Below are 21,066 nucleotides of genomic sequence, written 5' to 3' on the forward strand. Positions count from 1 at the left end.
TAGCAAGGGTGTTAGCAAAAGGCCCCCACCGGTGTCCGGTGAGGGCCTCTGAGCTGGAGCCGCCTTGGGGAATCGAATCCCAGACCCCTTCATTACGAGTGAAGACACGATCGTCCAGGACCGTCCACCGCCGTCTTCCGGGCCTGGTCGGGCGGGCTCTGCGGGGTCTCTCAGTCCATGGTCGTCCAAGGGTGTCCGGGTCTGTCGTTAGCATCCTCGTTAGCAAGATCATCTGATTGGATGCTCAGGCGGGAGGGGATCACGCACCTTGTCGATGCGCCGCTTACTGCTCGCACCGAACTCGGCGAAGTTACGTCGCCCTTGAGTAAGGCTCACCCCGCGGTTGGGACCGCCACGAACCTCGTCGGCGTCATGCTCGTCTTGGCCGTCGTCCTCCCAGAAGCACACCGGGCAGATCTCGTACATGCCCCGCTCCTCAAGTGTGAGGAACCCGCAGCACGGACATGGATACAGCTCGTCGCCTTTCGGCCGAAGGACGTTCACGAACACCATTAACTCAAGGTAACGCCCCTGCCCAACGGGCAATGTCGGCAACTGATCACTTAATTACGAGTCAACGGCACGGCCCAGGTCGGCAGGTTCGCGCCTTGGCCGGGCGATAGATACGGGCCGGTGGGATGTGATCGCGTAAGGCGGCGTTGCTGTACAGCACTTCTCGTGAGCTGCGGCGCGGCTTCTCGGTCAGCGCTCGCTGCGCAGGATCTCCATCGCCTGGAGTACGTCCGTGACGACGTGGTCCGCCGACTTGCTCAGGTCGGCGTCCGCGCCCCGGGCCGGGGGCTGGGGCAGCAGGTGGCCCTCGGTGGCCGCCACCCGCCAGACCTCGTGGCCCGCGGCGGTGAGGTCCAGTGCCTGGTTGTCCGGCAGGTCCCTCTCGTCGCCCTTGTGGATGATGTAGCTCACGTTCTTCGCCCCCTCGGTCAGGGGGACGCGGAAGTGGACTCCGAATCCGTCCTCACCCGCCGGCTGGAGCGGGGTGGCCCACTCGGTGGGAGTGGCCACGTCACCCCACAGGTGTAGTCCCCAGCCCTGGTAATTCCCGTCCGGCCGGTGGTAATGCAGGATCGCGACGTTCTCGGCCGCGGCCCGGGTCGGATGGACCTTCGCCACTTGTCGCCCTACGTGACGCCATCCTGCGGTTGCCTGCTTCGGAGTTGCAACACGTGCTTGATCCCAAGGGGTTATTGCTCAGAAGCGCGGCGTGTGGTGCTTCGGCGCGACCTTGCCTCCCCGAGTCCGACAGGCGCTTCCTGTCGGCGCCTCGCACATCGGGCAGTTGACTGTCCTGTGGGTACAGACAGGTCACACCGCACACTCACTGGCGTCATCTGCGCTTGAGACGACTATCGATATCCATATCGATATGGCGGAACTACCCATATTGATATTGGACATCACTGGATAGTTTCTGATCTTCTCTTCGGCATGACACAACATCTCCGACTGCGACTAGGGGTCGCGACATTGACCGCTTCTGCGCTGCTGGGCGGCCCCGCCCATGCGGCGAGTGCCGTCACCGGCGAGACGAGGACCTCCAGCGTCGCCGCCCGGACGGGGAGCAACGCCTCCTCCGGCTCCGACCTCAGCAAGACGCTGCAGGAACTCGAGAAGTCCTACAACGGGCGTATTGGTGCAGTGGGCATTGACCTGGGGACCGGTAAAACGGTCGGCTACCGGGCCGACGAGCGCTTCCCGTTCAACTCCATGTTCAAGGTGTTCGCGTGCGCGGCAGTGCTGCACAAAGCGCGCACCAGCGACCCCGGGCTGATGGACAAGGTGGTTCGCTGGACGCCGGCCGAGCTGGCCGAGCTGACCGCGAACTCCCCAGAGACCACTGAATACACCGACACCGGCATGACACCTGCACAGCTGTGCCGCGCCGGGATCACCAAATCCGACGGCTTCGCGGGCAACACGCTGCTGAAGCAGATCGGCGGGCCGCGCGGGCTGACCGGGTTCTTCCGCGCCACCGGTGATCAGACGAGTCGCCTGGACCGACCGGAGCCCAGGCTGACCGAGTGGAAGCCCGGTGAAGAGCGCGACACCACCACCCCCGCGGCGGCTGCACAGACCTTCACCAAGCTCACCACCGGTAAGACCCTCCACGCCCGCGACCGAGGCCGGCTGGTCGGCTGGTTGAAGGCCAGCCTCACCGGCGCCAACCGGATCCGGGCGGGACTCCCCAAGGACTGGACGGTCGGCGACAAGACCGGCACCGGCGGCGCGAAAAACTACGGCACCGCCAACGACCTGGCGATCGTCTGGACACCCGGATCGAGCGCGCCGATCATCCTGTCGGTGTTCACCAACCGCAACCTCAACAACACCCCGAACGATGACAAGATGATCGCCTCCACCGCGACCGCGCTGGCCAAGGCCCTCGGCAGGTTGTGACCGGCCATCGGGTCGTGGCGCGGCGCTCAGCAAGACCCCGAGCGCGGGCCCTGCGCCTCCGGGGATGGTGACCAGCTCCCCGCCCGCTCCACCCGTCGGCGGTGCCGTTGGGGGCAGGTGAGTATTCCTGTGACGCCAGAGACGTCCACCCTTACCGCATGATTACTTAAAGTGCACAGAAGAAGCTCTAGGTAATCAACGGAGGTGGATACACATGCATCTCCCCCCACGGCACGCGGCACTCCTCGTCGGCACGCTCCCCGCCACTGCGGCAGCAGCACCCCCCGGAGGCGGCGTCAGCGCAACGCACCGAGCGCCAGCCGCACCGCCGCTGCTGCGCCAAACCGTCGCGGACCTGCCCGTCGCGACCGAAAACCGCGACGGTTACAAGCGCACCGGCTTCAAGGGGTCGGGGGGTATCTCTCTAAGTACGCGAGGCACTGCGCCGGCTGGAGGGTGACGGCCTGGTGCGCGGCACCGGCCGCGGGGTCGTGGTGAGCGCACTCACCACGGAGTACCTGGCCCACGCCTACGCGGTGCGAGCGGCGCTGGAGGCGCTCACTGCCGAGTTGGCCGCCGACCGGCAGCATGCGGGCCTCATCGCGCCCGCTGAGCTGGCCGCCCTCGACCGGGACGCCCGCGACCTCGAGATAGTAACCGCCTCGGGGAACCTGGATCGCGCCGTTGAGCTCAACCGGCGGTTTCACCGCGGAGTGGCGGAGTTGGCGGGCAATCCCATCGCGCTGGAGTGCCTGGACCGGCTGTGGAACCAGATCATCATCTCTACACGTGCGTCACTCGTCCCGCCCGCGCGACCACAGACCGTCGCCGCCGAGCATCAGCGCCTGCTCCGGGCCATTGCCCGGGGCGACCGGGCGGCGGCCGGACGGATTGCCGGCGACCACGCCCGCGCCACCAGTTCTGCACTGGCATGATAAAGGAGAGGCCAATGTCGAAGACCCACCACTACGAAGCGTCGGTGACCTGGACCGGGAACACCGGAACCGGTACCAGTTCATACCGTTCATACGAGCGCGCCCACCTGATCGAGGCGGGCGGCAAGCAGCCGATTGAGGGCAGCTCCGACCCCGCGTTTCGCGGAGACCCAGCCCGGTGGAACCCCGAGGAACTGCTTGTCGCGTCCGCCGCGCAGTGCCACATGCTGTCGTTCCTTTCCCTGTGTGCCGTGGAGAAGGTGGTGGTGACCGCTTACTCCGACAGTCCGACCGGCACCATGGTAGAGACGCCGGACGGAGGGGGCCGGTTCGAGGAGGTCGTCCTGCATCCGCGGGTCACCCTGGCCGACCCGGGGCAGGCCGGCCTGCTGCCCGGGTTGCACGAGCGTGCGCATCAGTTGTGCTTCATCGCCAACTCGTTGAACTTTCCGGTCCGCCACGCGCCCGTGACGGTGGACTGACCAGTCAGGTCTTCCAATACGCCGACCGGCCTCAAGTGGCGTTGCGCAGTTGTGCACAGTGTCACCGCCGGTTCATGCCTGGTGATTGACGGCGGGCCGCCAGTTCTCGGCCTTCAGCCCGTCGCTGGCCTGCGTCGGCTGCTGGAACGGGCTCCCGACCTTGGCGCGTTCCTCGAAGCGCTCGATCGAGGAACGCGCTCAGGTCCGCGAATCGAGGTCGCGATGTGGTGGGTGCGCGTCGCGATCGTTTCTGCGTTGTCACACCCAATGACTTCGCCAGTCTTGACCAGGTCGAAGACCGGCTGATCGCCTTCGAGCGCCGCTACAACGAGACCGCCCGGCCCTTCAGATGGAAGTTCACCCCGGCTGATCTCGAGGACCTGATGGCCCGGATCGAGCGACACGAACAGAACGAGTGCCACTCCCAGCAGCCCGCCGGCTGCGGTCACCAGCCTGCCGTACTACCAGCAGCCGCGTGAACCCCCGAAGGACTTACGAACCGGACCACTTATAGGGCTTGGTTACCTCGGGTAGGGGACGGTATGTCACCTGTTTGGGGGTGAGGGAAGATGACCCCTCAAGAACTCGAGGCCGTGCGGGCGCGGCTGGAGACGTTTGCCGCTGAGGTGTTCTCCGGTTTCGCCCGTGCTGATCAGCGGCGGTGGGGCGAGCGGTATGTGCGCGGCCTGCTGACCGACGGGGCGCGGAAATCGATGGAGCCGATGGCGGCCCGGCTGGGCGTGGATCGCCAAGGGCTGCAGCAGTTCTGCACCGATGCCCCCTGGTCGCATCAGCTGGTTTTGGCCGAGCTGGCCTGGCGGATGGATGCGGCGATCGGCCCGGTGGCATGGGTGGTCGATGATGTGTCCTTTGTCAAGGACGGCGATGAGTCGCCGGGGGTGGCCGCGCAGTATTGCGGGGCGCTGGGCAAGACCGCGAACTGCCAGGTCGCGCCGAGTTTGCATCTGGTCACCGACGCCGCGTCGTGTCCGGTGAACTGGCGGTTGTTCGTGCCCGAGCAGTGGGATGCGGCCTCGCCGCGCACGGAGGATCCGGCCGCGGTGGCGGCACGCCGGCAGCGCTGCCGGATCCCCGCCGACGTCGGTCATGTGCCCAAGTGGCAGCTGGCTCTGGACATGATCGACGAGCTGGAGAGTTGGGGGCTGGATCCGCCGTTGGTGGTCGCCGATGAGGGCTACGGTCAAGACGGGGCCTTTCGCCTGGGCCTGACCGAGCGCGATATTCCCTACGTGGTGGGGGTGCGTTCCGATACCGCGCTGCTGGAGGCCGAGGCCTGCCGCAGCGTCGCGCCGTATGCGGGGACCGGGCGGCGGCCGGTGCCCCGCTACCGGCAGCGGCGGATCAGCGCCCGGCAGTTGGTGCTGGAGGGCGGGCGGCGCGCGCTGCACACAGTGCGGTGGCGGATGGGGTCCAAGGGGCCGTTGCGCTCGCGCTTTGCCGCGCTGCGGGTACGGCCGGCGGGCGTGCGGATCCGCCGCGCTTACGCGGGCGGGGAGTTGCCGGTGTGCTGGCTGCTAGCCGAATGGCCGCCCGGTGAGCCGGAGCCGGTCAAGTACTGGTTGTCCACGCTGGAGGCCGATGTTCCATTGCGGCGTCTGGTGGGTCTGGCGAAGATCCGCTGGCGCATCGAGCACGACTACCGTGAGCTGAAGACCGGCCTGGGCCTGGACCACTTCGAGGGTCGCACGTGGAGCGGTTGGCATCATCACGTCACCCTGGTCTCGGTCGCTCACGCGTTCTGCACCCTTGAAAGGCTCAACCCAAAAGCGCCGGCTGCGGCTTGAGCACCTACCGGGTCATCGCCGAGTTGCAGCTGCTTCTGGCCTGCTGGGCCGGTATCTGCCCCACCTGCCGCCGCGCGTTACCCAGACATGCCCAGCCCGTCCCCACCTAACCAAGCCCTACTTAGCTTGCGATTTAACGTCACTCTCGGTGTTCGTTGCCGGTCGTTACGGTCTTTCGGTAGGGCGGACGCTTGTCCTTCGGCCGGTTCCTTGATCCTTTTGGGCGTCCGGGTCCGGGTCGGGTGAGTTTCGGCGAGCCGGCGGGCGTCCCCAATTTCGCACGGAGACGGCGAAAGCCGAGGCGGACCCGGTACGGGCTGAGCGGCCTTCCCGGTTCGGGGCGTGGATGCCAGGGGCGGCGCAGGTCATCGACGTGCGGGCTGGCCAGCCGGAGTTGGGCGTAGGCGGCCATGATCAGATGCATCCAGCGGTCGGTGGCCTGCGCGGAGGAAAGGTGGGCGCGGGCCATGCCCAGGTAGACCTTGGCGAACCGGTGGAAATGCTCTTGGTCGAAGCGACGCAGGTAGGCCTTCCACAGCAGATCCACCAGATCCAGGTCGACCTCGACGGGCCCGGCATGCCACAGCCAGAGATCTTTGGTGGGCTTGCGGCCGTCGGGCAGCCGGTCCACGACGATCTGCAGGACGGTACCGCGCACGATGGGCAGCCGCTCATCGGCGGGGTGACCGGCCCAGCGACCGGTGCGGGTGAGCTTTTGATGCAGGCCCTTCCACGCGCGTACCCTCACGGTGCCGTACCGGGCCGATCCTGCGGTCAGGTCGATGTCCGGGGCATACCGCTTGGCCGCATCCGAGCAGGAGAACTCCTGGCCGTGACGCTTACCCGCGCCCATTTCGCCAGGTCGCCGGGGTTCGGGGTCGGCGTAGAAGACGCGGGTGGCGCGCAGCCGAACCAGGACCTGAACGTGCCGACCGGTCAGCGCGTGGGAGATGTCGGTGGCGTAGTTCCCGGCGTCCAGCATGATCAGCGGCGGCGGATCGCCCCCGGTGAGCCGGCCGGTCGACTCCAGGTCCGCCAGCAGGCCGGTGATCTGCTCGATGGTGACATCGGTGTGCTCCTGGCTCGGCCGCAGCCGGCGCGCCTCGATCGGGTCCACCCATGAGGAGTCTCCCCACTGCACACCCACCAGCAGGCTGTAGGGCCAGCCGGGCAGGAACTTGTCGCCGCCCTTGCCGCGTACCTGCACCATCACCCGCTCGTCGGCATATTCGGCGTCGGGCCGCGCGTCCGGCGTGATGTCCAGCGCGAACATCAACGGCTCGCCCGGCCGGGCCGCGGCAGACACCCCGAGCAGCAGGCGCCGCAGCCCGCCCGCGTCGATCCGGCCCTGATCCAAAGCGGCGTAGACCGAGCCGTGCCCGCGGCGGAACTCCGGCTCCATCGACAACTCCACCGGCGAGCGCACCGGCCCCTGCGCGCACAGCAACGCATCGGTGAGCTCGAACAACGCGTCCGCCCGGCGCCACAAGAGCCGGTGGAGGCCGGCCCGGAAATCGATCAGGGGACGAAGATGTGACCGACCGGATGCCCCAATGTGCTCCGTCACCTCGCGCGCTGCTGCGATAGTCGGCATCTGCGGCCACCTCTCGGGTCTCCGGCGTCTTGACAACACCGAAGATGGAGATGGTGGCCGCTCTCTTGGGCGCGACACGCCGTACCACGACGGTTACATTCCGGTGCATCCCGCCATGTCGCAATAGTCCTACTATCGGCCGCTATCTGCCCCAGACTGCACCAACACCCGGACCTGCTTAAATCGCAAGCTTAGAGTGCGTCGCTGAACTCGCTCGTGGAGGTCATTCGTGGGCGAGTCGGCGAGACATGACCATGATCATGGCAAGGTAGACCATGGCCTCGTGGTGTTCGGGGCGGGTCTCGTAGTCACGGACGCAGCGGCGGTGCTTGCTGATCCACGCGACGGTGCGCTCGACTACCCAACGTCGCGGGAGCACCACGAAGCCCTTCGTGTCGTCGGTGCGCTTGACTACCTCCACAGTCAGGTTCAGGACCGTCTTCGCCCAGATCACCAGGCGTCCTGCGTATCCTCCGTCGGCCCAGACCAGTGCGATCGTGCTGCACGCGGAGCGTAGCGAGGTCAGCAATCGGAAGGCCGCGTCCCGGTCCTGGATGCCCGCCATCGTGACGACCACGGCGAGCAGCAGGCCGCCCGTGTCGACTGCTATGTGCCGCTTGCGTCCGTTGACCCGCTTGCCGCCGTCGTACCCGCGACTGCTGGTCGGGACCGTGTCGGCTCCGCGCACCGACTGTGAGTCGATCACCGCTGCAGTGGGCAGGGGCTTGCGGCCCTGACGTACGCGTACTTGATCGCGCAGGGCGTCGTGGAGGCGCTGCCATGATCCGTCGCGTACCCAGCGCCGGTAGATCCCGTACACCGTCATCGGTGGTGGGAACTCGCGCGGCAACTGCCGCCACGGAATGCCGCCGCGCACGACGTAGAAGATCGCGTCGAGCACCAATCGGCGCGGATGCTTCTCCGGCCGACCGCCTCTGCCCCGCGTATTGCCTGGTGAAGGCAGGTGTGGCTCGACAATCGCCCATTGCTGGTCCGTCATCGACGAGGACGGGTAGGCCCGGCAGCCGGACCCCGCCGCAGCCTGGTCGCGGGCAGGGCAGGGCATGACAGGCAGAGGCAGACAGGCGACAATGACACGAGAGCTCCTGGTAGGGCTGAAGCGTAGACAACTCCTGCCCTACCAGGGGCTCTTCGTTGTGTCAGGCATTCACGTAGAACATCCGTCCCCCGGCCCAGGCGCTCGCCGACCGTAGCGAGGCTCGACGACCACACGTCGGCCAGCTGGCTATGCGGCAGAGGCTCGGCCGCGGACGGACACCGCTGCTGCACCTATTACGCCGGTGCGCTACCAGCCTGCTCGCGCAGCGCCAGCCATTCCTGAAGCTCGATCAGATTCCCTTCCGGGTCCTCCAGGTACGCGACCCGTATCCGCTCGCCCATCGGGCCCGGGTCCCTGGTGAACTCCGCCCCCCGTGAGGTGAGCTTGGCGTGGGCGGCGTCCAGGTCGTCCACCCGCAGCACCACCAGCGCGCGGTATCCCTCCGGCTCCGTCACCTCGTCACGAAAATCTTGCCAGATCCCACTTCTCGACCCGCTCCCGCCACTACTCCACCACCCTCGGCGACATCCGAGCCGACCGCACCGCCTACGCCCGCGACGAGGAGATCAGCACCGGCCGACTGCCCCTCTTCGACGAGGACACCGTCCTCGTCATCGCCGAATGGGAGTACGCCGGAAAGGGCTACTCACTCGGCGATGCACTCCTCGCTGCCGCGCTGACCGGAGTACCTCCGGCTGATTCCAGGGGGCACCGATGAAGACGCTTGATCGTCTCTGGACGGTGGACGAGGTCGCCGGCTACCTGGGAGTACCGGTGGCGACCCTCTATCAGTGGCGCCATCTCGGCACTGGTCCGGAGAGTCACAAGGTCGGCCGTCACGTCCGTTACCTGCCCGAAGACGTCATGGCCTGGGTGCGGAGGCAGCCATGACCGTCTACGACCGCTGGCACAAGATGGTGAAGCAACCCGACGGCACCACCAAGAAGGCCCGAAGCTCCGAGTACGGCATCGGCGATCGCTGGCGCGACGAGTCCGGGAGCCAGCGCAAGAGGAACTTCGCCAAGAAGGCCGGTAAGGACCCGAACACCTGTGCCGAGGCGTTCGATGCCCAGATCACGAACGAGTTGAACCGTGGGACCTACATCGATCCGAACGCCGGGAAGATCACGCTCAAGGAGTACGGCGAGAAGTGGCTTGAGGCCCAGACGTTCGAGGAGTCCACCCGTGAGGCTGTGGAGCTCAGGTTGCGGCTGCATGTCTATCCGCATCTGGGGGCCAGGGAACTGCGGTCGCTCCGTCCCTCGGCCGTACAGGGCTGGACGCGCATCCTCCAGAAGACCCTTGCGCCCAACTACGTGCGGACCATCTTCGCCAACCTCTCCGCTGTGCTCACGGCCGCCGTGGATGACGAGGTGATCGCCAAGAATCCGTGCCGGGCGGATTCGGTCAAACCTCCAGCTCCGTCCCGGAAGAAGATTCGCGCCTGGAGCCGGGAGCGGGTTGTGCTCATGCGCTCGCTCCTGCCGTCCCGCTACCAGGCCAGCGTCGATCTGGGCGCCGGTCTCGGCATGCGCCAAGGAGAGGTCTTCGGCCTGGCGGTGGACGACGTCGACTTCGTATCAGGGGTCGTCCATGTGGTCCGGCAGGTGAAGATCGTGGGGGCAAGGCTCTGCTTCGCTCCGCCGAAAGGCGGAAAGCCGCTGGACATCCCGTTGCCGGAGACGGTGGTGCTCCGCCTCACCGAGCACCTGGCTGCCTATCCCGCCGTCCTGGTGACGCTGCCCTGGAAGCATCCCGAGGGTAAACCGGTGAGCGCCCGGCTGGTCTTCAGCTCGCGGGAGCACAAGGCGATGAACCGGAACTACTTCAACTCGTTCATCTGGAAGCCGGCCCTCGAAGGCGCGGGAGTCATCCCGGTCCGTGAGACGGGCACGCGCAGATGGACCGAGAGCAGGGAGGAGGGGTTTCACGCCCTGCGGCACCATTTCGCGAGCGTTCTCCTGGCGGACGGCGTCGATATCCGCAGCCTCGCCGAGTTCCTCGGCCACGAGGACCCCGGGTTCACGCTGCGGACCTACACACACTTCATGCCGTCGGGGGAGGAGCGCATGCGAAAGGCCGTCGAGCGTGCCCTCAACGGCGGGACGGTCGACGGCCTTTCGCAGGAGGCCTGAGTGCCCTGTGTGTGCCCTGGCGGCTCAACCGCCAGTGTTTGCGCAGGTCAGAAGCTCAGTGGCTCAGACGTCGTAGTACAGCTCGAACTCGTGCGGGTGCGGGCGCAGACGGATCGGGTCGACCTCGTTCTCGCGCTTGTAGGCGATCCAGGTCTCGATCAGGTCCGGCGTGAACACGCCGCCCTCCAGCAGGTATTCGTGGTCGGCCTCAAGGGCGGCGAGCACCTCGGGCAGCGAGCCCGGGACCTGCGGGATGTTACGGGCCTCCTCGGGAGGAAGCTCGTAGAGGTCCTTGTCGACCGGCTCGACCGGCTCGATCTTGTTGCGGATGCCGTCGATGCCGGCCATGAGCTGGGCGGCGAAGGCGAAGTAGGGGTTGCAGGACGGGTCCGGGACGCGGAACTCGATGCGCTTGGCCTTCGGGTTGGAACCCGTGATCGGGATGCGGATGCACGCCGAGCGGTTGCGCTGGGAGTAGACCAGGTTGACCGGGGCCTCGTAGCCGGGGACCAGGCGGTGGTAGGAGTTGACCGTCGGGTTGGTGAAGGCCAGCAGCGACGGGGCGTGCTTGAGCAGGCCGCCGATGTAGTAGCGGGCGGTGTCGGACAGGCCCGCGTAGCCGACCTCGTCGTAGAAGAGCGGCCCGCCGTCCTTCCAGAGCGACTGGTGGCAGTGCATGCCGGAGCCGTTGTCACCGAAGAGCGGCTTGGGCATGAAGGTGACCGTGTGGCCGTGCTCCAGAGCCGTGCTCTTGACGATGTACTTGTAGAGCATCAGGGTGTCGGCGGCCTTGAGCAGCGTGTTGAACCTGAAGTCGATCTCGGCCTGACCGGCCGTGCCCACCTCGTGGTGCTGCATCTCCACGTCGATGCCGGCGTCGATCAGCCGGCGGACCATCTCCGAGCGCAGGTCGGTGAAGTGGTCCATCGGCGGGACCGGGAAGTAGCCGCCCTTGTAGCGCGGCTTGTAACCGAGGTTGCCGCCGTCCTGGGCCTTGCCGGTGTTCCAGGCGCCCTCGATCGAGTCGATGTGGTAGTAGCTCGAGTGCGCACTGGTCTCGAACCGCACGTCGTCGAAGATGTAGAACTCGGCCTCGGGGCCGAAGTAGACGGTGTCGGCGATGCCGGTGCCCTTGAGATACTCCTCGGCCTTGCGGGCGACGTTGCGCGGGTCGCGGCTGTAGGCCTCGCCCGTCAGCGGGTCGTGCACGAAGAAGTTGATGTTGAGCGTCTTGTGCTGCCGGAACGGGTCCAGCACGGCCGTGGACGGGTCGGGCAGCAGGAGCATGTCCGACTCGTGGATGGCCTGGAAACCACGGATCGACGAACCGTCGAACATGAGACCGTCGGTGAAGACACTCGCACCGAAGTTCTCCGTGGGAAAAGTGAAGTGGTGCGTCGTCCCCGGCAGGTCGGTGAACCTGACATCGACGAACTGCACCCCTTCATCCTTGATGAACTTCAGGACGTCGTCGGCGGAGTTGAACACGCGAACCTCCCAAGGGGCACGGGCTATCAGAGCCGAAGGTAGGCCTGTGCCGTTACCGCCCCGTGTCTCGTTTGTTTCACTCGTGTTAAGGGAAAGCAGTCTCCACGCTAGCCCCGGCGCGCGGCCGGACAGGTCGTGAAAGGCGTTCTTTGCCCGAGTCTTACGCCTGGGCCTGCCCGCGACCTATGTTCGGGACTGTCCGGGTTCTGTGGTCGGGTCGCCCGGATCTCACCTACGGATCGACTCAAATCTCACATTCTGGCGGCCCGGATCTCACGTCCGGATCTGCTCGAATCTCAGGTCCGGGACGCCGGCCGGCAGGCTCGGGCGGATGCGAGAGCGCCCCCCGGGGCGGATACCGTTTAACCATGAGCAGCAGGCAGCAGCCCCGTTGGACCCAGACATGGCTCGGCGGCGTCCGGTCGGCCGGAGTCGACCTGGGATATCCGGGGGAGCGGCTCGGGCTGCCCCGGCAGGGCAGCGGCGCGGTGGCCGGGTTCGGCCGCCGGATCGGGGCCCTCGTGATCGACTGGCTGATCTGCACCTGGGCCATCGCCCAGGGGCTCCTGCGGGTGAACGCGGCCGAGCAGGGGTGGGTGCCGCTTGTGATCTTCGCGGTGGTCAACATCCTGCTGGTGGGCACCATGGGCATGACCTTCGGCATGCGGCTGCTCAACATCCGGGTCGCCGCGCTCGGCGGCGGCCGTCCGGGCTTCGTCGCGGTGCTGGCGCGGACCCTGCTGCTCTGCCTGGCCGTACCGGCTCTCATCTGGGACCGCGACCAGCGCGGCCTGCACGACCGTGCGGCGAACACCGTGGTCGTGCGGATCTGAGACGCTCCCCCAGGGAGCGAGGCGGCTCTCCCGCCCGCTCGGGGCGGACTGCTCGCGGGCCGGGTCAAGCATCCGGGCCGCTCGCGGGCCGGGCCGGGCCGGGTGGACGCGCGGCGGGCTCTACGCCGGGCTCTACGCCGGTCTCTCGCAGGTGAAGATCGCGGTGCCGGGCAGGTGACGTCCGCGCAGCGGGCTCCAGCCGCCCCACTCGCGGTCGTGGCCCTCGGGCCACTCCGGCTCGGTCAGTGCCGTGACGGCCAGTCCCGAGGCGACGATGTGCCCGATCCAGTCGGCCATCGTGCGGTGGTGCTCGACGTAGGAGGGCCGCCCGTCGTCGCCGATCTCCACGTACGGCGAGCGGTCGAAGTAGGACCGGTCGGCGGTCAGCCCGCGAGGGCCCGGATCGTCGGGGAAGGCCCAGCGGACCGGGTGGCTGACCGAGAAGACCAGGCGCCCACCGGGACGCAGCACCCGGCGGGCCTCGGTGAGGACGGCCGCGGCGTCGGCCACGAACGGCAGCGCGCCGAAGGCCGAGCAGGCCAGGTCGAACGACCCGTCGGAGAAGGGCAGGACCTCGGCGTCGGCCTGGACCACCGGGAGCGACGCGTCGCCGCCGAAGTCGATCCGGCGGGAGTGCTGGAGCTGGCGGAAGGACAGGTCGAAGGCCGCCACCCTGGCCCCCTGTGCGGCCAGCCACCGTCCGCACTGCCCCGCCCCGCAGCCGATCTCCAGGACGTCCTTGCCCGCGACGTCGCCCAGCAGGTGGGCGTCGGCCTCGTCGAGGCCCTCCGGACACCAGACGAAGCCGGAGTCACGGAGGAAGTCTCCGTGCTCGGCCTGGTATTCGTCGGCGGCGCCGTCCCACCAGCCGCGGTTGGCCCGAGAGGTGCCGGTGGCGTCCACCCGGCGCCGGTCGACCCCTGCGAGGTCCATCAGCGCATCTTCGGCCGGGGCATCCTCGCCCCGCGCGGCAGCGGGCCCTTGGGCATCTGCACCGTCTGGGGGAGGGCCTTGAGACGGTTGTTGATCTCGTAGACCGCGGGCTTCTTGAGGTTGCGCGGCAGCTTCATCAGGTGGCGCTGCAGCTTGGCGAGGGGGATCTGACCCTCCCCGTCACCGGACTGGATGTCATAGACCGGGACGTCGAGCGCGACCCGCTGGACGCGCTTCTTCTCGGCGACCAGCATCTTCTGCACACGGCTGCCCGGCCCCTCGGAGACCAGGACGATGCCGGGGTAGCCGACCACGCGGTGCACGAGGTCCTGGTCGCGGTTGAGCGCGACGGCAGGGGTGACCTCCCAGTTGCCGCGCATCCCCTGCAGGATCGAGGCGGCGGCGCCGAGCTGGCCGTGCAGCATCGAATACTGCGACCTCTGGGCGATCTGTCCGAAGACCACCAGCCCAACGGTGAGAGCCAGCATGACTCCGATGAACAGCAGATACCAGAACCAGCCCGTGACCAGGCCGATCACGATGCACAGCGCGAGCGTGCCAAGTGCCGACGCGTAGACGATCGGCATCCCCTTGGGGTTAACCTCCTTGACGATCTGCGCGACCATACGGAGTTGCTTGATGCGCCCCGGGCGCTCTGGGTCTTCGGGCTTCTTGGCCATGCTCTGAAGGATACAAATTCAGGGGTCAAGAAATGAAAACGTGACCTTCCGCGCGCAGCGGTCCGGCGGGTGATGTGACGTTTCACACAACGCCGACGGGGACGTCCGGCCCACGGTGAAAACGCCACGGGCCCCGCGCTCCGGCGCGGGGCCCGTGACAGAGGCGGGCGTCAGGCGTGCTGACGGGCCTCGATGGCCTGCTTGTAGAGGCGGCCGGCCCGGTAGGAGGAACGGACCAGCGGGCCGGACAGGACCCCGGCGAAACCGATGGCCTCGGCCTCCTTCTGGAGCTCCACGAACTCCTCGGGCTTCACCCAACGGTCCACCGGGTGGTGGCGCGGGGTGGGCCGCAGGTACTGCGTCACGGTCAGCAGGTCGCAGCCGGCCTCGTGGAGGTCGCGCATGGCCTGGACGACCTCCTCGCGCTCCTCGCCCATGCCGAGGATCAGGTTGGACTTGGTCACCAGTCCCGCCTCGCGGGCCTTGGTGATCACCCCCAGGGACCGCTCGTAACGGAACCCGGGACGGATCCGCTTGAAGATCCGCGGCACGGTCTCGATGTTGTGCGCGAACACCTCGGGCCTGGCGGAGAAGACCTCCCGGAGCTGGTCCTCGTCGCCGTTGAAGTCGGGCACCAGCAGCTCGACGCCGCAGCCGGGCAGCAGCGCGTGGATCTGCCGGGCGGTCTCGGCGTACAGCCAGGCGCCGCCGTCGGGCAGGTCGTCACGGGCGACGCCGGTCACGGTCGCGTAGTTGAGGCCCATCTGCTGGACCGACTCCGCCACCCGCCGGGGCTCGTCGACGTCGTATTCCTTGGGCTTGCCGGTGTCGATCTGGCAGAAGTCACATCGCCGGGTGCACTGGTCGCCGCCGATGAGGAAGGTGGCCTCGCGGTCCTCCCAGCACTCCGAGATGTTGGGACATCCGGCCTCCTGACAGACGGTGTGCAGACCTTCCCGTTTGACCAGCGCGCGGAGCTCGGTGTGGTTGGGACCGGTCCTGAACTTGGTCTTGATCCACTCGGGCTTCTTCTCGATGGGGGTCTCGGCGTTGCGGACCTCCAGGCGGAGGAGTTTCCGGCCTTCCGGAGCCACGGTCATGCGACCTCCTTCGTCGGTCGCGGGACCGAGATGCCTTGTCTATTCGCTCGCTCGCTACGCTCGCTCACCGGCTCAGCTTATGTCCCGCCGGAGCATGACCGTGCGTGGGGGCGCGGCCTCCCGGGCGCCGCTCAACGCCGGAAGAGGTCCTCCTCCGGAAGCTCGAAGGCCTGCGCGCCGAGCGCCTCGGCCAGATGCTTCTCGGCGTACGGCATGACCTCGTCGACGACGATCCTGCGGCCGGTCTCGGCCGACAGCGAGGAGACCCCGGCGTCGCTGATTCCGCACGGGACGATCCGGTTGTACCAGCTCGGGTCGTTGGAGCAGTTGAGCGCGAACCCGTGCATGGTGACCCCCCGGGCGATCCGGATGCCGATCGCGCCGACCTGCCGGTCGGGCAGGCCGTGCGAGGGGTCGCCGGCCGCCCAGACGCCGCTGCGTCCCTCCACCCGGCCGGCATGCACCCCGAAGTCGGCGCAGACACGGATGAGCGTGTCCTCCAGGAGGCGGACGTAGGAGATCACATCCAGCCGTTCGCCCAGTCCGACGATCGGATAGCCCACGAGCTGGCCGGGACCGTGCCAGGTGATCCGGCCACCCCGGTCGACGTCGATGACCGGGGTGCCGTCGGTGGGCCGTTCGTTCGGGGCGGTGCGCTTGCCGGCCGTGTAGACCGGCGCGTGTTCGAGCATCAGGCAGGTGTCGGGAATCTCGCCGGCCACCCGGCGGGCGTGGATCCGCCGCTGGAGATCCCAGGCCTGCTCGTAGGGGAAGTCAACGCCAAGACGGACGATTGCCAGGTCACTCACGCATCAAGAGTAGTTGACCCACTCGTGGTCATGCCGTGAGAAGTCGAGGCTCGATGCGGAACTCCTTCACGCCGTCCGTTCCGTCGTGTTCGATCCGGTAGGCGTAGCCCTCCGGATCCACGGTGACGGCCTGGATGAACTCGGTGCCCACATAGTGCAGTGCGACGCCCTCATCGGCGGCGTAGCCGCCGGGCAGCTCGCCCGAGGCCACCGCCTCGTGCAGCAGCGCACGGCGCTGCGGGTCGGAGTTGTAGTGGACGCCGCAGGAGTGCGGGAGAAGCCCGAGGCCGTCGGCCCACGTCCGCAAGGTCGGCCCGAAGGAGTCGGTGTTGCCGCCCACGTGCCAGCAGAGCGCCCCGGCGCTCTGCCCGGACAGGACCACGCCCGCCCGCCACGCCTCCTCGAACGCCTCGTCCAGGCCGTGCAGCCGCCACAGCGCCGCCAGGTTGGCCACGCTGCCGCCGCTGACGTAGATGACGTCCTGGCTCAGGATCCACTCGCGGGGATCCTCGACGTTGGGCATGGAGAACACTGTCAGATGGCTGACCTCCACGTCCCAGTCGCGGAACGCGCCGTACATCTTCAGCAGCCAGTCGGAGTCGTCTCCCAGCGCGGTGGCGAGCAGGCCCAGCTTCGGCCGGTCCTGGCCGGTCAGGTCGAGGGCGTACCGCAGCAGCGCACTCGCCTCTATGAACCCGTGGCGCTCAGACGGGCGGAACGAGCCGCCTCCGATGGCAAGGATGTGAGACTGCCCGGAACTACGCATACGTGACCTCTTCGACGGCTTTGGCGGAAACAGGGACCCTAGAGTACGGCGGCCAGCGCCTCACTGAGACACGTATGCCGGAACGTGTGACCAGACTCCAGGAGGCGCCGGGGCAGCACCCGCTGCCCGGTCAGCACCCCCTCCTCCGCGAACCCCCCGATGGCCGTGCGCAGCGCGAACCCGGGCACGGCGAGCGGCATCGTGGGCCGGTGCAGGGCCTTCCCGAGCGTCCTGGTGAACTCCGCGTTGGTGACCGGTCGCGGCGCGGTGAGGTTGACCGGGCCCGAGATCTCCGGACCGTTCAGGATGCGCAGTACGGCGTGCACCCAGTCGTCGATCGATATCCACGACCAGTACTGCTCTCCCGAGCCCAGAGGCGCTCCCAGCCCCAGTTTGAAGATCGGCAGGATCTTGGCCAGCATGCCGCCCTCGCCGCTCAGCACCAGACCGGTGCGGAGCCGGGCCACCCGGATGCCCGCCTCCTCGGCGGGTGCCGTCTCCGCCTCCCAGGGCACCACCACCTCCCGGGCGAGGAAACCCTCGCCCGGGGGGGCCGTCTCGTCCACCTCGCGGTCCCCGGTGTCCCCGTAGTAGCCGATCGCGGACGCCGACAGCAGCGTCGGCGGCCTGTCCGGCAGCTCCGTCAGCGCCCTCACCAGCGTCCTGGTCCCCTCGACCCGGCTGCGGACCAGCTCGCGCTTGACGTCGTCGGTCCAGCGCCGGTCGCCGATCCCCGCTCCGGCGAGATGGACCACCGCCTGCGCGCCCCGTAGGGCCGCCGGGTCGATGAGCCCCTTCCCCGGGTTCCAGAACGACTCGTCGGCGCCCTGCGGCGCCCGCCGTACCAACCGGACCACCCGGATGCCGTCGGCCCGCAGGGCCTTGACCAGAGCCGATCCAAGCAGGCCCGAGGACCCGGTCACGATGATCGCCATGTCGTCCAATCTAGTCGACCTCCCCTGTGATCTCCGGGAGCCCGGTGGTCGCCGGATGTGTCGCGCGCGAGAAGACGGCCCGTGAAAAGACACGCGTGAAAGGCCGCGAGTGAAAGGACGGGCGGCGAGAACGGACCGGGCCGGCCCGCGGAACGCGGACCGGCCCGGCGGGTCGGAACGGCGATTAGCCGTTGAGGCCCAGCTGGTTCTCGAAACGGCCCTCCTCCAGGCGACGCTTGATCGTCGTCAGGAAGCGGGCGGCGTCGGCGCCGTCGACCAGGCGGTGGTCGTAGCTGAGCGCGAGGTACACCATCGAGCGGACGGCGATGACCTCGCCCTCGGGGGTGTCCAGGACGACCGGGCGCTTGACGACCGCGCCGGTGCCCAGCATGCCGACCTGCGGCTGGTTGAGGATCGGCGTGTCGAACAGCGCGCCCCTGCTGCCGGTGTTGGTCAGCGTGAACGTGCCGCCACCGAGCTCGTCCGGGCTCACCTTGTTGGTGCGGGTGCGCTCGGCCAGGTCGGCGATCTTACGGGCGAGGCCGGCGATGTTGAGGTCGCCCGCGTCCTTGATCACCGGGACGAGCAGGCCGCGCTCGGTGTCCGTCGCGAAGCCGAGGTGCTCGGCGTCGAAGTAGGTGACCTCGTTGGTCTCGCTGTTGATCGTGGCGTTCAGCTTCGGGTGCTGCTTGAGCGCCTCGATCGCGGCGAGGGCGAAGAACGGCATGAACGAGAGCTTGACGCCCTCACGCCGCTGGAACTCGGCCTTCGCCCGGTCGCGCAGCTGCGCGACCTTGGTGACGTCGACCTCGACCACGCTGGTGAGCTGGGCCGAGACCTGCAGCGACTCGACCATGCGCTTGGCGATGGTCTGACGCAGACGCGACATCTTCTCGGTACGGCCACGCAGCGTGGTGTCCACCGCGACCGGCTCGGCGGCCGGGGCGGGGGCGGCCGCCTGGGCCGGAGCGGCCTGCGGGGCGGCGGCCTGGGGGGCCGGAGCCTGGGCGGCGGCCTGCTCGCGCTGGTTGCGGGCGGCCTCGAGCACGTCCTGCTTGCGGATGCGGCCACCGACGCCGGTGCCGTTCAGCGCGTCGAGGTCGACGTTGTGCTCACCGGCGAGCTTGCGCACCAGCGGCGTGACGTACGGGCTGTCGCCGGAGGACGGCGTCGCGGCGGGAGCCGGAGCCTGCGGGGCCGGAGCCTGCGGGGCCGGGGCGGGCGCCGGGGCAGGGGCGGCGGCCTGGGGGGCGGGCTGCGGGATCGAGGAGATCGGCTGGGCCGGCTCAGGCGCCGGCTCCGGCGCGGCCTCCTGAGCCGGGGCCGCGCCCGCGGTGCCGTTCTCGTCGATGATGGCCAGCTCGGCGCCGACCTCGACGGTCTCGTCCTCGGCAACGACGATCTTGGTGAGGATGCCCGCGGCAGGGGACGGGATCTCGGTGTCGACCTTGTCGGTCGAGACCTCGAGGAGCGGCTCGTCGGCCTCGACGCGCTCGCCTTCCTTCTTCAGCCAGCGGGTGACGGTGCCCTCGGTGACGCTCTCGCCGAGCTGGGGCATCTGTACGGACTTCGGCATGGGGTGTCTTCTCTCGTGTTCCGAGTGAGGGCTTGTATTAGTTGTGGACGTGCAGAGGCTTGCCGGCGAGAGCCAGCATCGCCTCGCCGACGGCCTCGGACTGGGTGGGGTGCGCGTGGATGAGCTGCGCGACCTCGGAGGGCAGCGCCTCCCAGTTGTAGATCAGCTGACCCTCGGTCACGAGCTCGCCGACGCGGCGGCCGACCATGTGCACACCGAGCACCGGGCCGTCCTTCGCGGTGATGACCTTGACCGCGCCCTGGGTCTGCAGGATCTGGCTCTTGGGGTTGCCGGCGAGGTCGTAGGTGAACTCGACGATCTCGTGGCCGCGCTCGCGGGCCTGGGCGGAGGTGATGCCCACCGACGCGACCTCGGGGTCGGAGTAGGTGATCCGCGGCACGCCGTCGTAGTCGATCGGCACCGGGTTGAGCCCGGCGATGTGCTCGGCCACCAGGATGCCCTCGGCGAAGCCCGCGTGGGCGAGCTGCAGGGTCGGGATCAGGTCACCGACCGCGTACACGCCAGGCACGCTGGTCTGGCAGAACTCGTCGACGGTGACGGTGCCGCGCTCGATCGCGACGCCCGCCTCCTCGAAGCCCATGCCCGAGGAGACGGCGCCGCGGCCGACGGCGACGAGCAGCAGCTCGGCGTCGAGGGTCTTGCCGTTGGCGAGCGTGACGACCACACCGGTGTCGGTGGTCTTGACGCCCTCGAAGAAGACGCCCAGCTCCTGCTTGATGCCGCGGCGGCGGAAGGCGCGCTCCAGCAGCTTGGAGCTGGACTCCTCCTCCAGGGGGAGCAGGTGCGGCAGTGCCTCGACGATCGTCACCTCGGCGCCGAAGGAACGCCACACGCTGGCGAACTCCACGCCGATGACGCCGCCGCCCAGCACGATGACCGAGGTCGGGACCCGGTCGAGCTTGAGCGCGTGCTCGCTGGTGATGACCCGCTCACCGTCGATGTCCAGGCCGGGCAGCGACCGGGGCGCCGAGCCCGTCGCCAGCACGATGTTGCGGCCCTCGTAGACGTCGGAGCCGACGGTGACCCGGTTCGGGCCGGTGAGACGGCCCTCACCCTCGATGATCGTGATGCCCTTGCTCTTGAGCAGGCCCTGGACGCCCTTCCAGGCGCGGGTGACGATCTTGTCCTTGAACGCGTGGACGCCGTCCATGTCGATGCCCTCGAACCGGGCCTTGACACCGAACGCCGCGCTCTCCCGCGTCTCGTCGGCCACTTCCGCCGAGTGCAGAAGGGTCTTGGTGGGGATGCATCCCCGGTGCAGGCATGTGCCGCCGATCTTGTCCTTCTCGATCAGCGCGACCGTCTTGCCCAGCTCGGCCGCCCGTAGGGCGCAGGCATAACCGCCGCTACCGCCCCCCAGGACGACGATGTCGTAGGGGCCGCTGCCATCAGCCACAGGAAAGCTCCTTGTCGGATCGGAATACCGTCTTCACGGCCGCGCCCGCTCCGTGCCCGGGCTGGTCCGTGGAGACCGTTCTCGTCTCCACGCCTTCCCCCGG

The 21,066-nt window shown here is 68.3% G+C and carries 22 protein-coding genes and 2 pseudogenes; 9 read left to right on the forward strand and 15 right to left on the reverse strand.

The genetic code is table 11. From position 1 onward, the window contains the following. Positions 1–228 precede the first annotated feature (228 nt). From FHR32_RS27100 to FHR32_RS47705, 3 genes and pseudogenes are all read right to left on the reverse strand, one after another. Positions 229–513, reverse strand: coding sequence for a CPCC family cysteine-rich protein (locus tag FHR32_RS27100; protein ID WP_184757352.1), 285 nt, complete (start codon positions 511–513; stop codon positions 229–231). Positions 514–702: 189 nt separating this feature from the next. Beyond that, positions 703–1,131, reverse strand: a complete 429-nt coding sequence (locus tag FHR32_RS27105) for a pullulanase-associated domain-containing protein (protein ID WP_312882715.1) — start codon at positions 1,129–1,131, stop codon at positions 703–705. Positions 1,132–1,209: 78 nt separating this feature from the next. After that, positions 1,210–1,296, reverse strand: a pseudogene (locus tag FHR32_RS47705) (zinc finger domain-containing protein); the annotation flags it as partial. Positions 1,297–1,485: 189 nt separating this feature from the next. Here FHR32_RS47705 and bla point away from each other — a divergent pair. The 5 genes from bla to FHR32_RS27130 all read left to right on the forward strand — a co-directional run bounded on the left by bla (position 1,486) and on the right by FHR32_RS27130 (position 5,637). Continuing rightward, on the forward strand, positions 1,486–2,415 hold the full coding sequence (gene bla / locus FHR32_RS27110; protein ID WP_246467448.1) for a class A beta-lactamase: 930 nt from the start codon (positions 1,486–1,488) through the stop codon (positions 2,413–2,415). Positions 2,416–2,882: 467 nt separating this feature from the next. Further along, positions 2,883–3,350: a GntR family transcriptional regulator gene (locus tag FHR32_RS27115; RefSeq protein WP_312882716.1), complete on the forward strand. Its 468-nt coding sequence runs from the start codon at positions 2,883–2,885 to the stop codon at positions 3,348–3,350. A gap of 14 nt (positions 3,351–3,364) precedes the next feature. Next, entirely contained in the window at positions 3,365–3,832 is a 468-nt protein-coding gene (locus FHR32_RS27120; protein WP_184757354.1) for an OsmC family protein, read from the forward strand. Between the two features lie 227 nt (positions 3,833–4,059). Further along, on the forward strand, positions 4,060–4,311 hold the full coding sequence (locus FHR32_RS27125; protein WP_184757355.1) for a hypothetical protein: 252 nt from the start codon (positions 4,060–4,062) through the stop codon (positions 4,309–4,311). A 90-nt stretch (positions 4,312–4,401) separates the two neighbouring features. Next, on the forward strand, positions 4,402–5,637 hold the full coding sequence (locus FHR32_RS27130) for an IS701 family transposase (protein ID WP_184757356.1): 1,236 nt from the start codon (positions 4,402–4,404) through the stop codon (positions 5,635–5,637). Positions 5,638–5,776: 139 nt separating this feature from the next. Here the strand turns inward: FHR32_RS27130 and FHR32_RS27135 are convergent, their stop codons facing one another. The 3 genes from FHR32_RS27135 to FHR32_RS27145 form a co-directional block, all read right to left on the reverse strand. Further along, positions 5,777–7,231: a transposase gene (locus FHR32_RS27135; protein ID WP_281391053.1), complete on the reverse strand. Its 1,455-nt coding sequence runs from the start codon at positions 7,229–7,231 to the stop codon at positions 5,777–5,779. A gap of 223 nt (positions 7,232–7,454) precedes the next feature. Then, entirely contained in the window at positions 7,455–8,297 is an 843-nt protein-coding gene (locus tag FHR32_RS27140) for an IS5 family transposase (RefSeq protein WP_184757358.1), read from the reverse strand. A gap of 227 nt (positions 8,298–8,524) precedes the next feature. Next, positions 8,525–8,746: a VOC family protein gene (locus FHR32_RS27145; protein WP_221466230.1), complete on the reverse strand. Its 222-nt coding sequence runs from the start codon at positions 8,744–8,746 to the stop codon at positions 8,525–8,527. 71 nt (positions 8,747–8,817) lie between these two features. Between FHR32_RS27145 and FHR32_RS46790 the strand changes: the two genes are divergently transcribed. Genes FHR32_RS46790 through FHR32_RS27155 form a run of 3 tightly spaced genes read left to right on the forward strand, consistent with a single transcriptional unit; the run spans position 8,818 to position 10,426 of the window. Then, positions 8,818–9,009, forward strand: coding sequence for a hypothetical protein (locus FHR32_RS46790; RefSeq protein ID WP_376773409.1), 192 nt, complete (start codon positions 8,818–8,820; stop codon positions 9,007–9,009). Next, positions 9,006–9,182, forward strand: a complete 177-nt coding sequence (locus tag FHR32_RS27150; protein ID WP_184757359.1) for a helix-turn-helix transcriptional regulator — start codon at positions 9,006–9,008, stop codon at positions 9,180–9,182. The genes FHR32_RS46790 and FHR32_RS27150 overlap by 4 nt, the downstream gene beginning before the upstream one ends. Then, positions 9,179–10,426, forward strand: coding sequence for a tyrosine-type recombinase/integrase (locus tag FHR32_RS27155; protein WP_184757360.1), 1,248 nt, complete (start codon positions 9,179–9,181; stop codon positions 10,424–10,426). Before FHR32_RS27150 ends, FHR32_RS27155 begins: the two co-directional genes overlap by 4 nt. 63 nt (positions 10,427–10,489) lie before the next feature. On the opposite strand, the gene glnA is transcribed toward FHR32_RS27155, so the two are convergent. Beyond that, positions 10,490–11,914 (reverse strand): type I glutamate--ammonia ligase, encoded by a 1,425-nt coding sequence (gene glnA, locus FHR32_RS27160; protein ID WP_184757361.1) that lies wholly within the window; start codon positions 11,912–11,914, stop codon positions 10,490–10,492. Positions 11,915–12,282: 368 nt separating this feature from the next. Here glnA and FHR32_RS27165 point away from each other — a divergent pair, with 368 nt between their 5' ends. Beyond that, positions 12,283–12,747 (forward strand): RDD family protein, encoded by a 465-nt coding sequence (locus FHR32_RS27165; RefSeq protein WP_184757362.1) that lies wholly within the window; start codon positions 12,283–12,285, stop codon positions 12,745–12,747. Positions 12,748–12,879: 132 nt separating this feature from the next. Here the strand turns inward: FHR32_RS27165 and FHR32_RS27170 are convergent, their stop codons facing one another. The 8 genes and pseudogenes from FHR32_RS27170 to lpdA form a co-directional block, all read right to left on the reverse strand. Then, entirely contained in the window at positions 12,880–13,680 is an 801-nt protein-coding gene (locus FHR32_RS27170; protein WP_184757363.1) for a class I SAM-dependent methyltransferase, read from the reverse strand. Further along, positions 13,680–14,360, reverse strand: coding sequence for a DUF4191 domain-containing protein (locus FHR32_RS27175; protein ID WP_184757364.1), 681 nt, complete (start codon positions 14,358–14,360; stop codon positions 13,680–13,682). The genes FHR32_RS27170 and FHR32_RS27175 overlap by 1 nt, the downstream gene beginning before the upstream one ends. A gap of 170 nt (positions 14,361–14,530) precedes the next feature. After that, entirely contained in the window at positions 14,531–15,460 is a 930-nt protein-coding gene (gene lipA, locus FHR32_RS27180) for a lipoyl synthase (protein ID WP_184757365.1), read from the reverse strand. A gap of 131 nt (positions 15,461–15,591) precedes the next feature. After that, complete coding sequence (gene lipB / locus FHR32_RS27185; protein ID WP_184757366.1) at positions 15,592–16,269, reverse strand: lipoyl(octanoyl) transferase LipB; 678 nt, start codon at positions 16,267–16,269, stop codon at positions 15,592–15,594. Positions 16,270–16,297: 28 nt separating this feature from the next. Further along, the gene (locus FHR32_RS27190) at positions 16,298–17,035 is read right to left on the reverse strand and encodes a Type 1 glutamine amidotransferase-like domain-containing protein (RefSeq protein WP_184757367.1); all 738 of its coding nucleotides are present in this window, start codon (positions 17,033–17,035) and stop codon (positions 16,298–16,300) included. Positions 17,036–17,073: 38 nt separating this feature from the next. Then, positions 17,074–17,970: a TIGR01777 family oxidoreductase gene (locus FHR32_RS27195; protein WP_184757368.1), complete on the reverse strand. Its 897-nt coding sequence runs from the start codon at positions 17,968–17,970 to the stop codon at positions 17,074–17,076. Positions 17,971–18,154: 184 nt separating this feature from the next. After that, a pseudogene (gene sucB, locus FHR32_RS27200) lies at positions 18,155–19,591 on the reverse strand (2-oxoglutarate dehydrogenase, E2 component, dihydrolipoamide succinyltransferase); the annotation flags it as partial. Further along, complete coding sequence (lpdA, locus tag FHR32_RS27205) at positions 19,584–20,963, reverse strand: dihydrolipoyl dehydrogenase (RefSeq protein ID WP_184757370.1); 1,380 nt, start codon at positions 20,961–20,963, stop codon at positions 19,584–19,586. The gene lpdA and the pseudogene sucB, both read right to left, overlap by 8 nt. Positions 20,964–21,066: the final 103 nt, after the last annotated feature.

Source organism: Streptosporangium album (genome assembly GCF_014203795.1).
GTDB classification, from domain to species: domain Bacteria; phylum Actinomycetota; class Actinomycetes; order Streptosporangiales; family Streptosporangiaceae; genus Streptosporangium; species Streptosporangium album.

Coding starts and splice junctions, on each gene's coding strand:
- FHR32_RS27100 (WP_184757352.1), bottom strand. CDS start 513: ATGGTGTTCGTGAACGTCCTTCGGCCGAAAGGCGACGAGCTGTATCCA.
- FHR32_RS27120 (WP_184757354.1), top strand. CDS start 3,365: ATGTCGAAGACCCACCACTACGAAGCGTCGGTGACCTGGACCGGGAAC.
- FHR32_RS27130 (WP_184757356.1), top strand. CDS start 4,402: ATGACCCCTCAAGAACTCGAGGCCGTGCGGGCGCGGCTGGAGACGTTT.
- FHR32_RS27135 (WP_281391053.1), bottom strand. CDS start 7,231: ATGCCGACTATCGCAGCAGCGCGCGAGGTGACGGAGCACATTGGGGCA.
- FHR32_RS27140 (WP_184757358.1), bottom strand. CDS start 8,297: ATGCCCTGCCCTGCCCGCGACCAGGCTGCGGCGGGGTCCGGCTGCCGG.
- FHR32_RS27150 (WP_184757359.1), top strand. CDS start 9,006: ATGAAGACGCTTGATCGTCTCTGGACGGTGGACGAGGTCGCCGGCTAC.
- FHR32_RS27155 (WP_184757360.1), top strand. CDS start 9,179: ATGACCGTCTACGACCGCTGGCACAAGATGGTGAAGCAACCCGACGGC.
- FHR32_RS27165 (WP_184757362.1), top strand. CDS start 12,283: ATGAGCAGCAGGCAGCAGCCCCGTTGGACCCAGACATGGCTCGGCGGC.
- FHR32_RS27170 (WP_184757363.1), bottom strand. CDS start 13,680: ATGGACCTCGCAGGGGTCGACCGGCGCCGGGTGGACGCCACCGGCACC.
- FHR32_RS27175 (WP_184757364.1), bottom strand. CDS start 14,360: ATGGCCAAGAAGCCCGAAGACCCAGAGCGCCCGGGGCGCATCAAGCAA.
- lipA (WP_184757365.1), bottom strand. CDS start 15,460: ATGACCGTGGCTCCGGAAGGCCGGAAACTCCTCCGCCTGGAGGTCCGC.
- FHR32_RS27190 (WP_184757367.1), bottom strand. CDS start 17,035: ATGCGTAGTTCCGGGCAGTCTCACATCCTTGCCATCGGAGGCGGCTCG.
- FHR32_RS27195 (WP_184757368.1), bottom strand. CDS start 17,970: ATGGCGATCATCGTGACCGGGTCCTCGGGCCTGCTTGGATCGGCTCTG.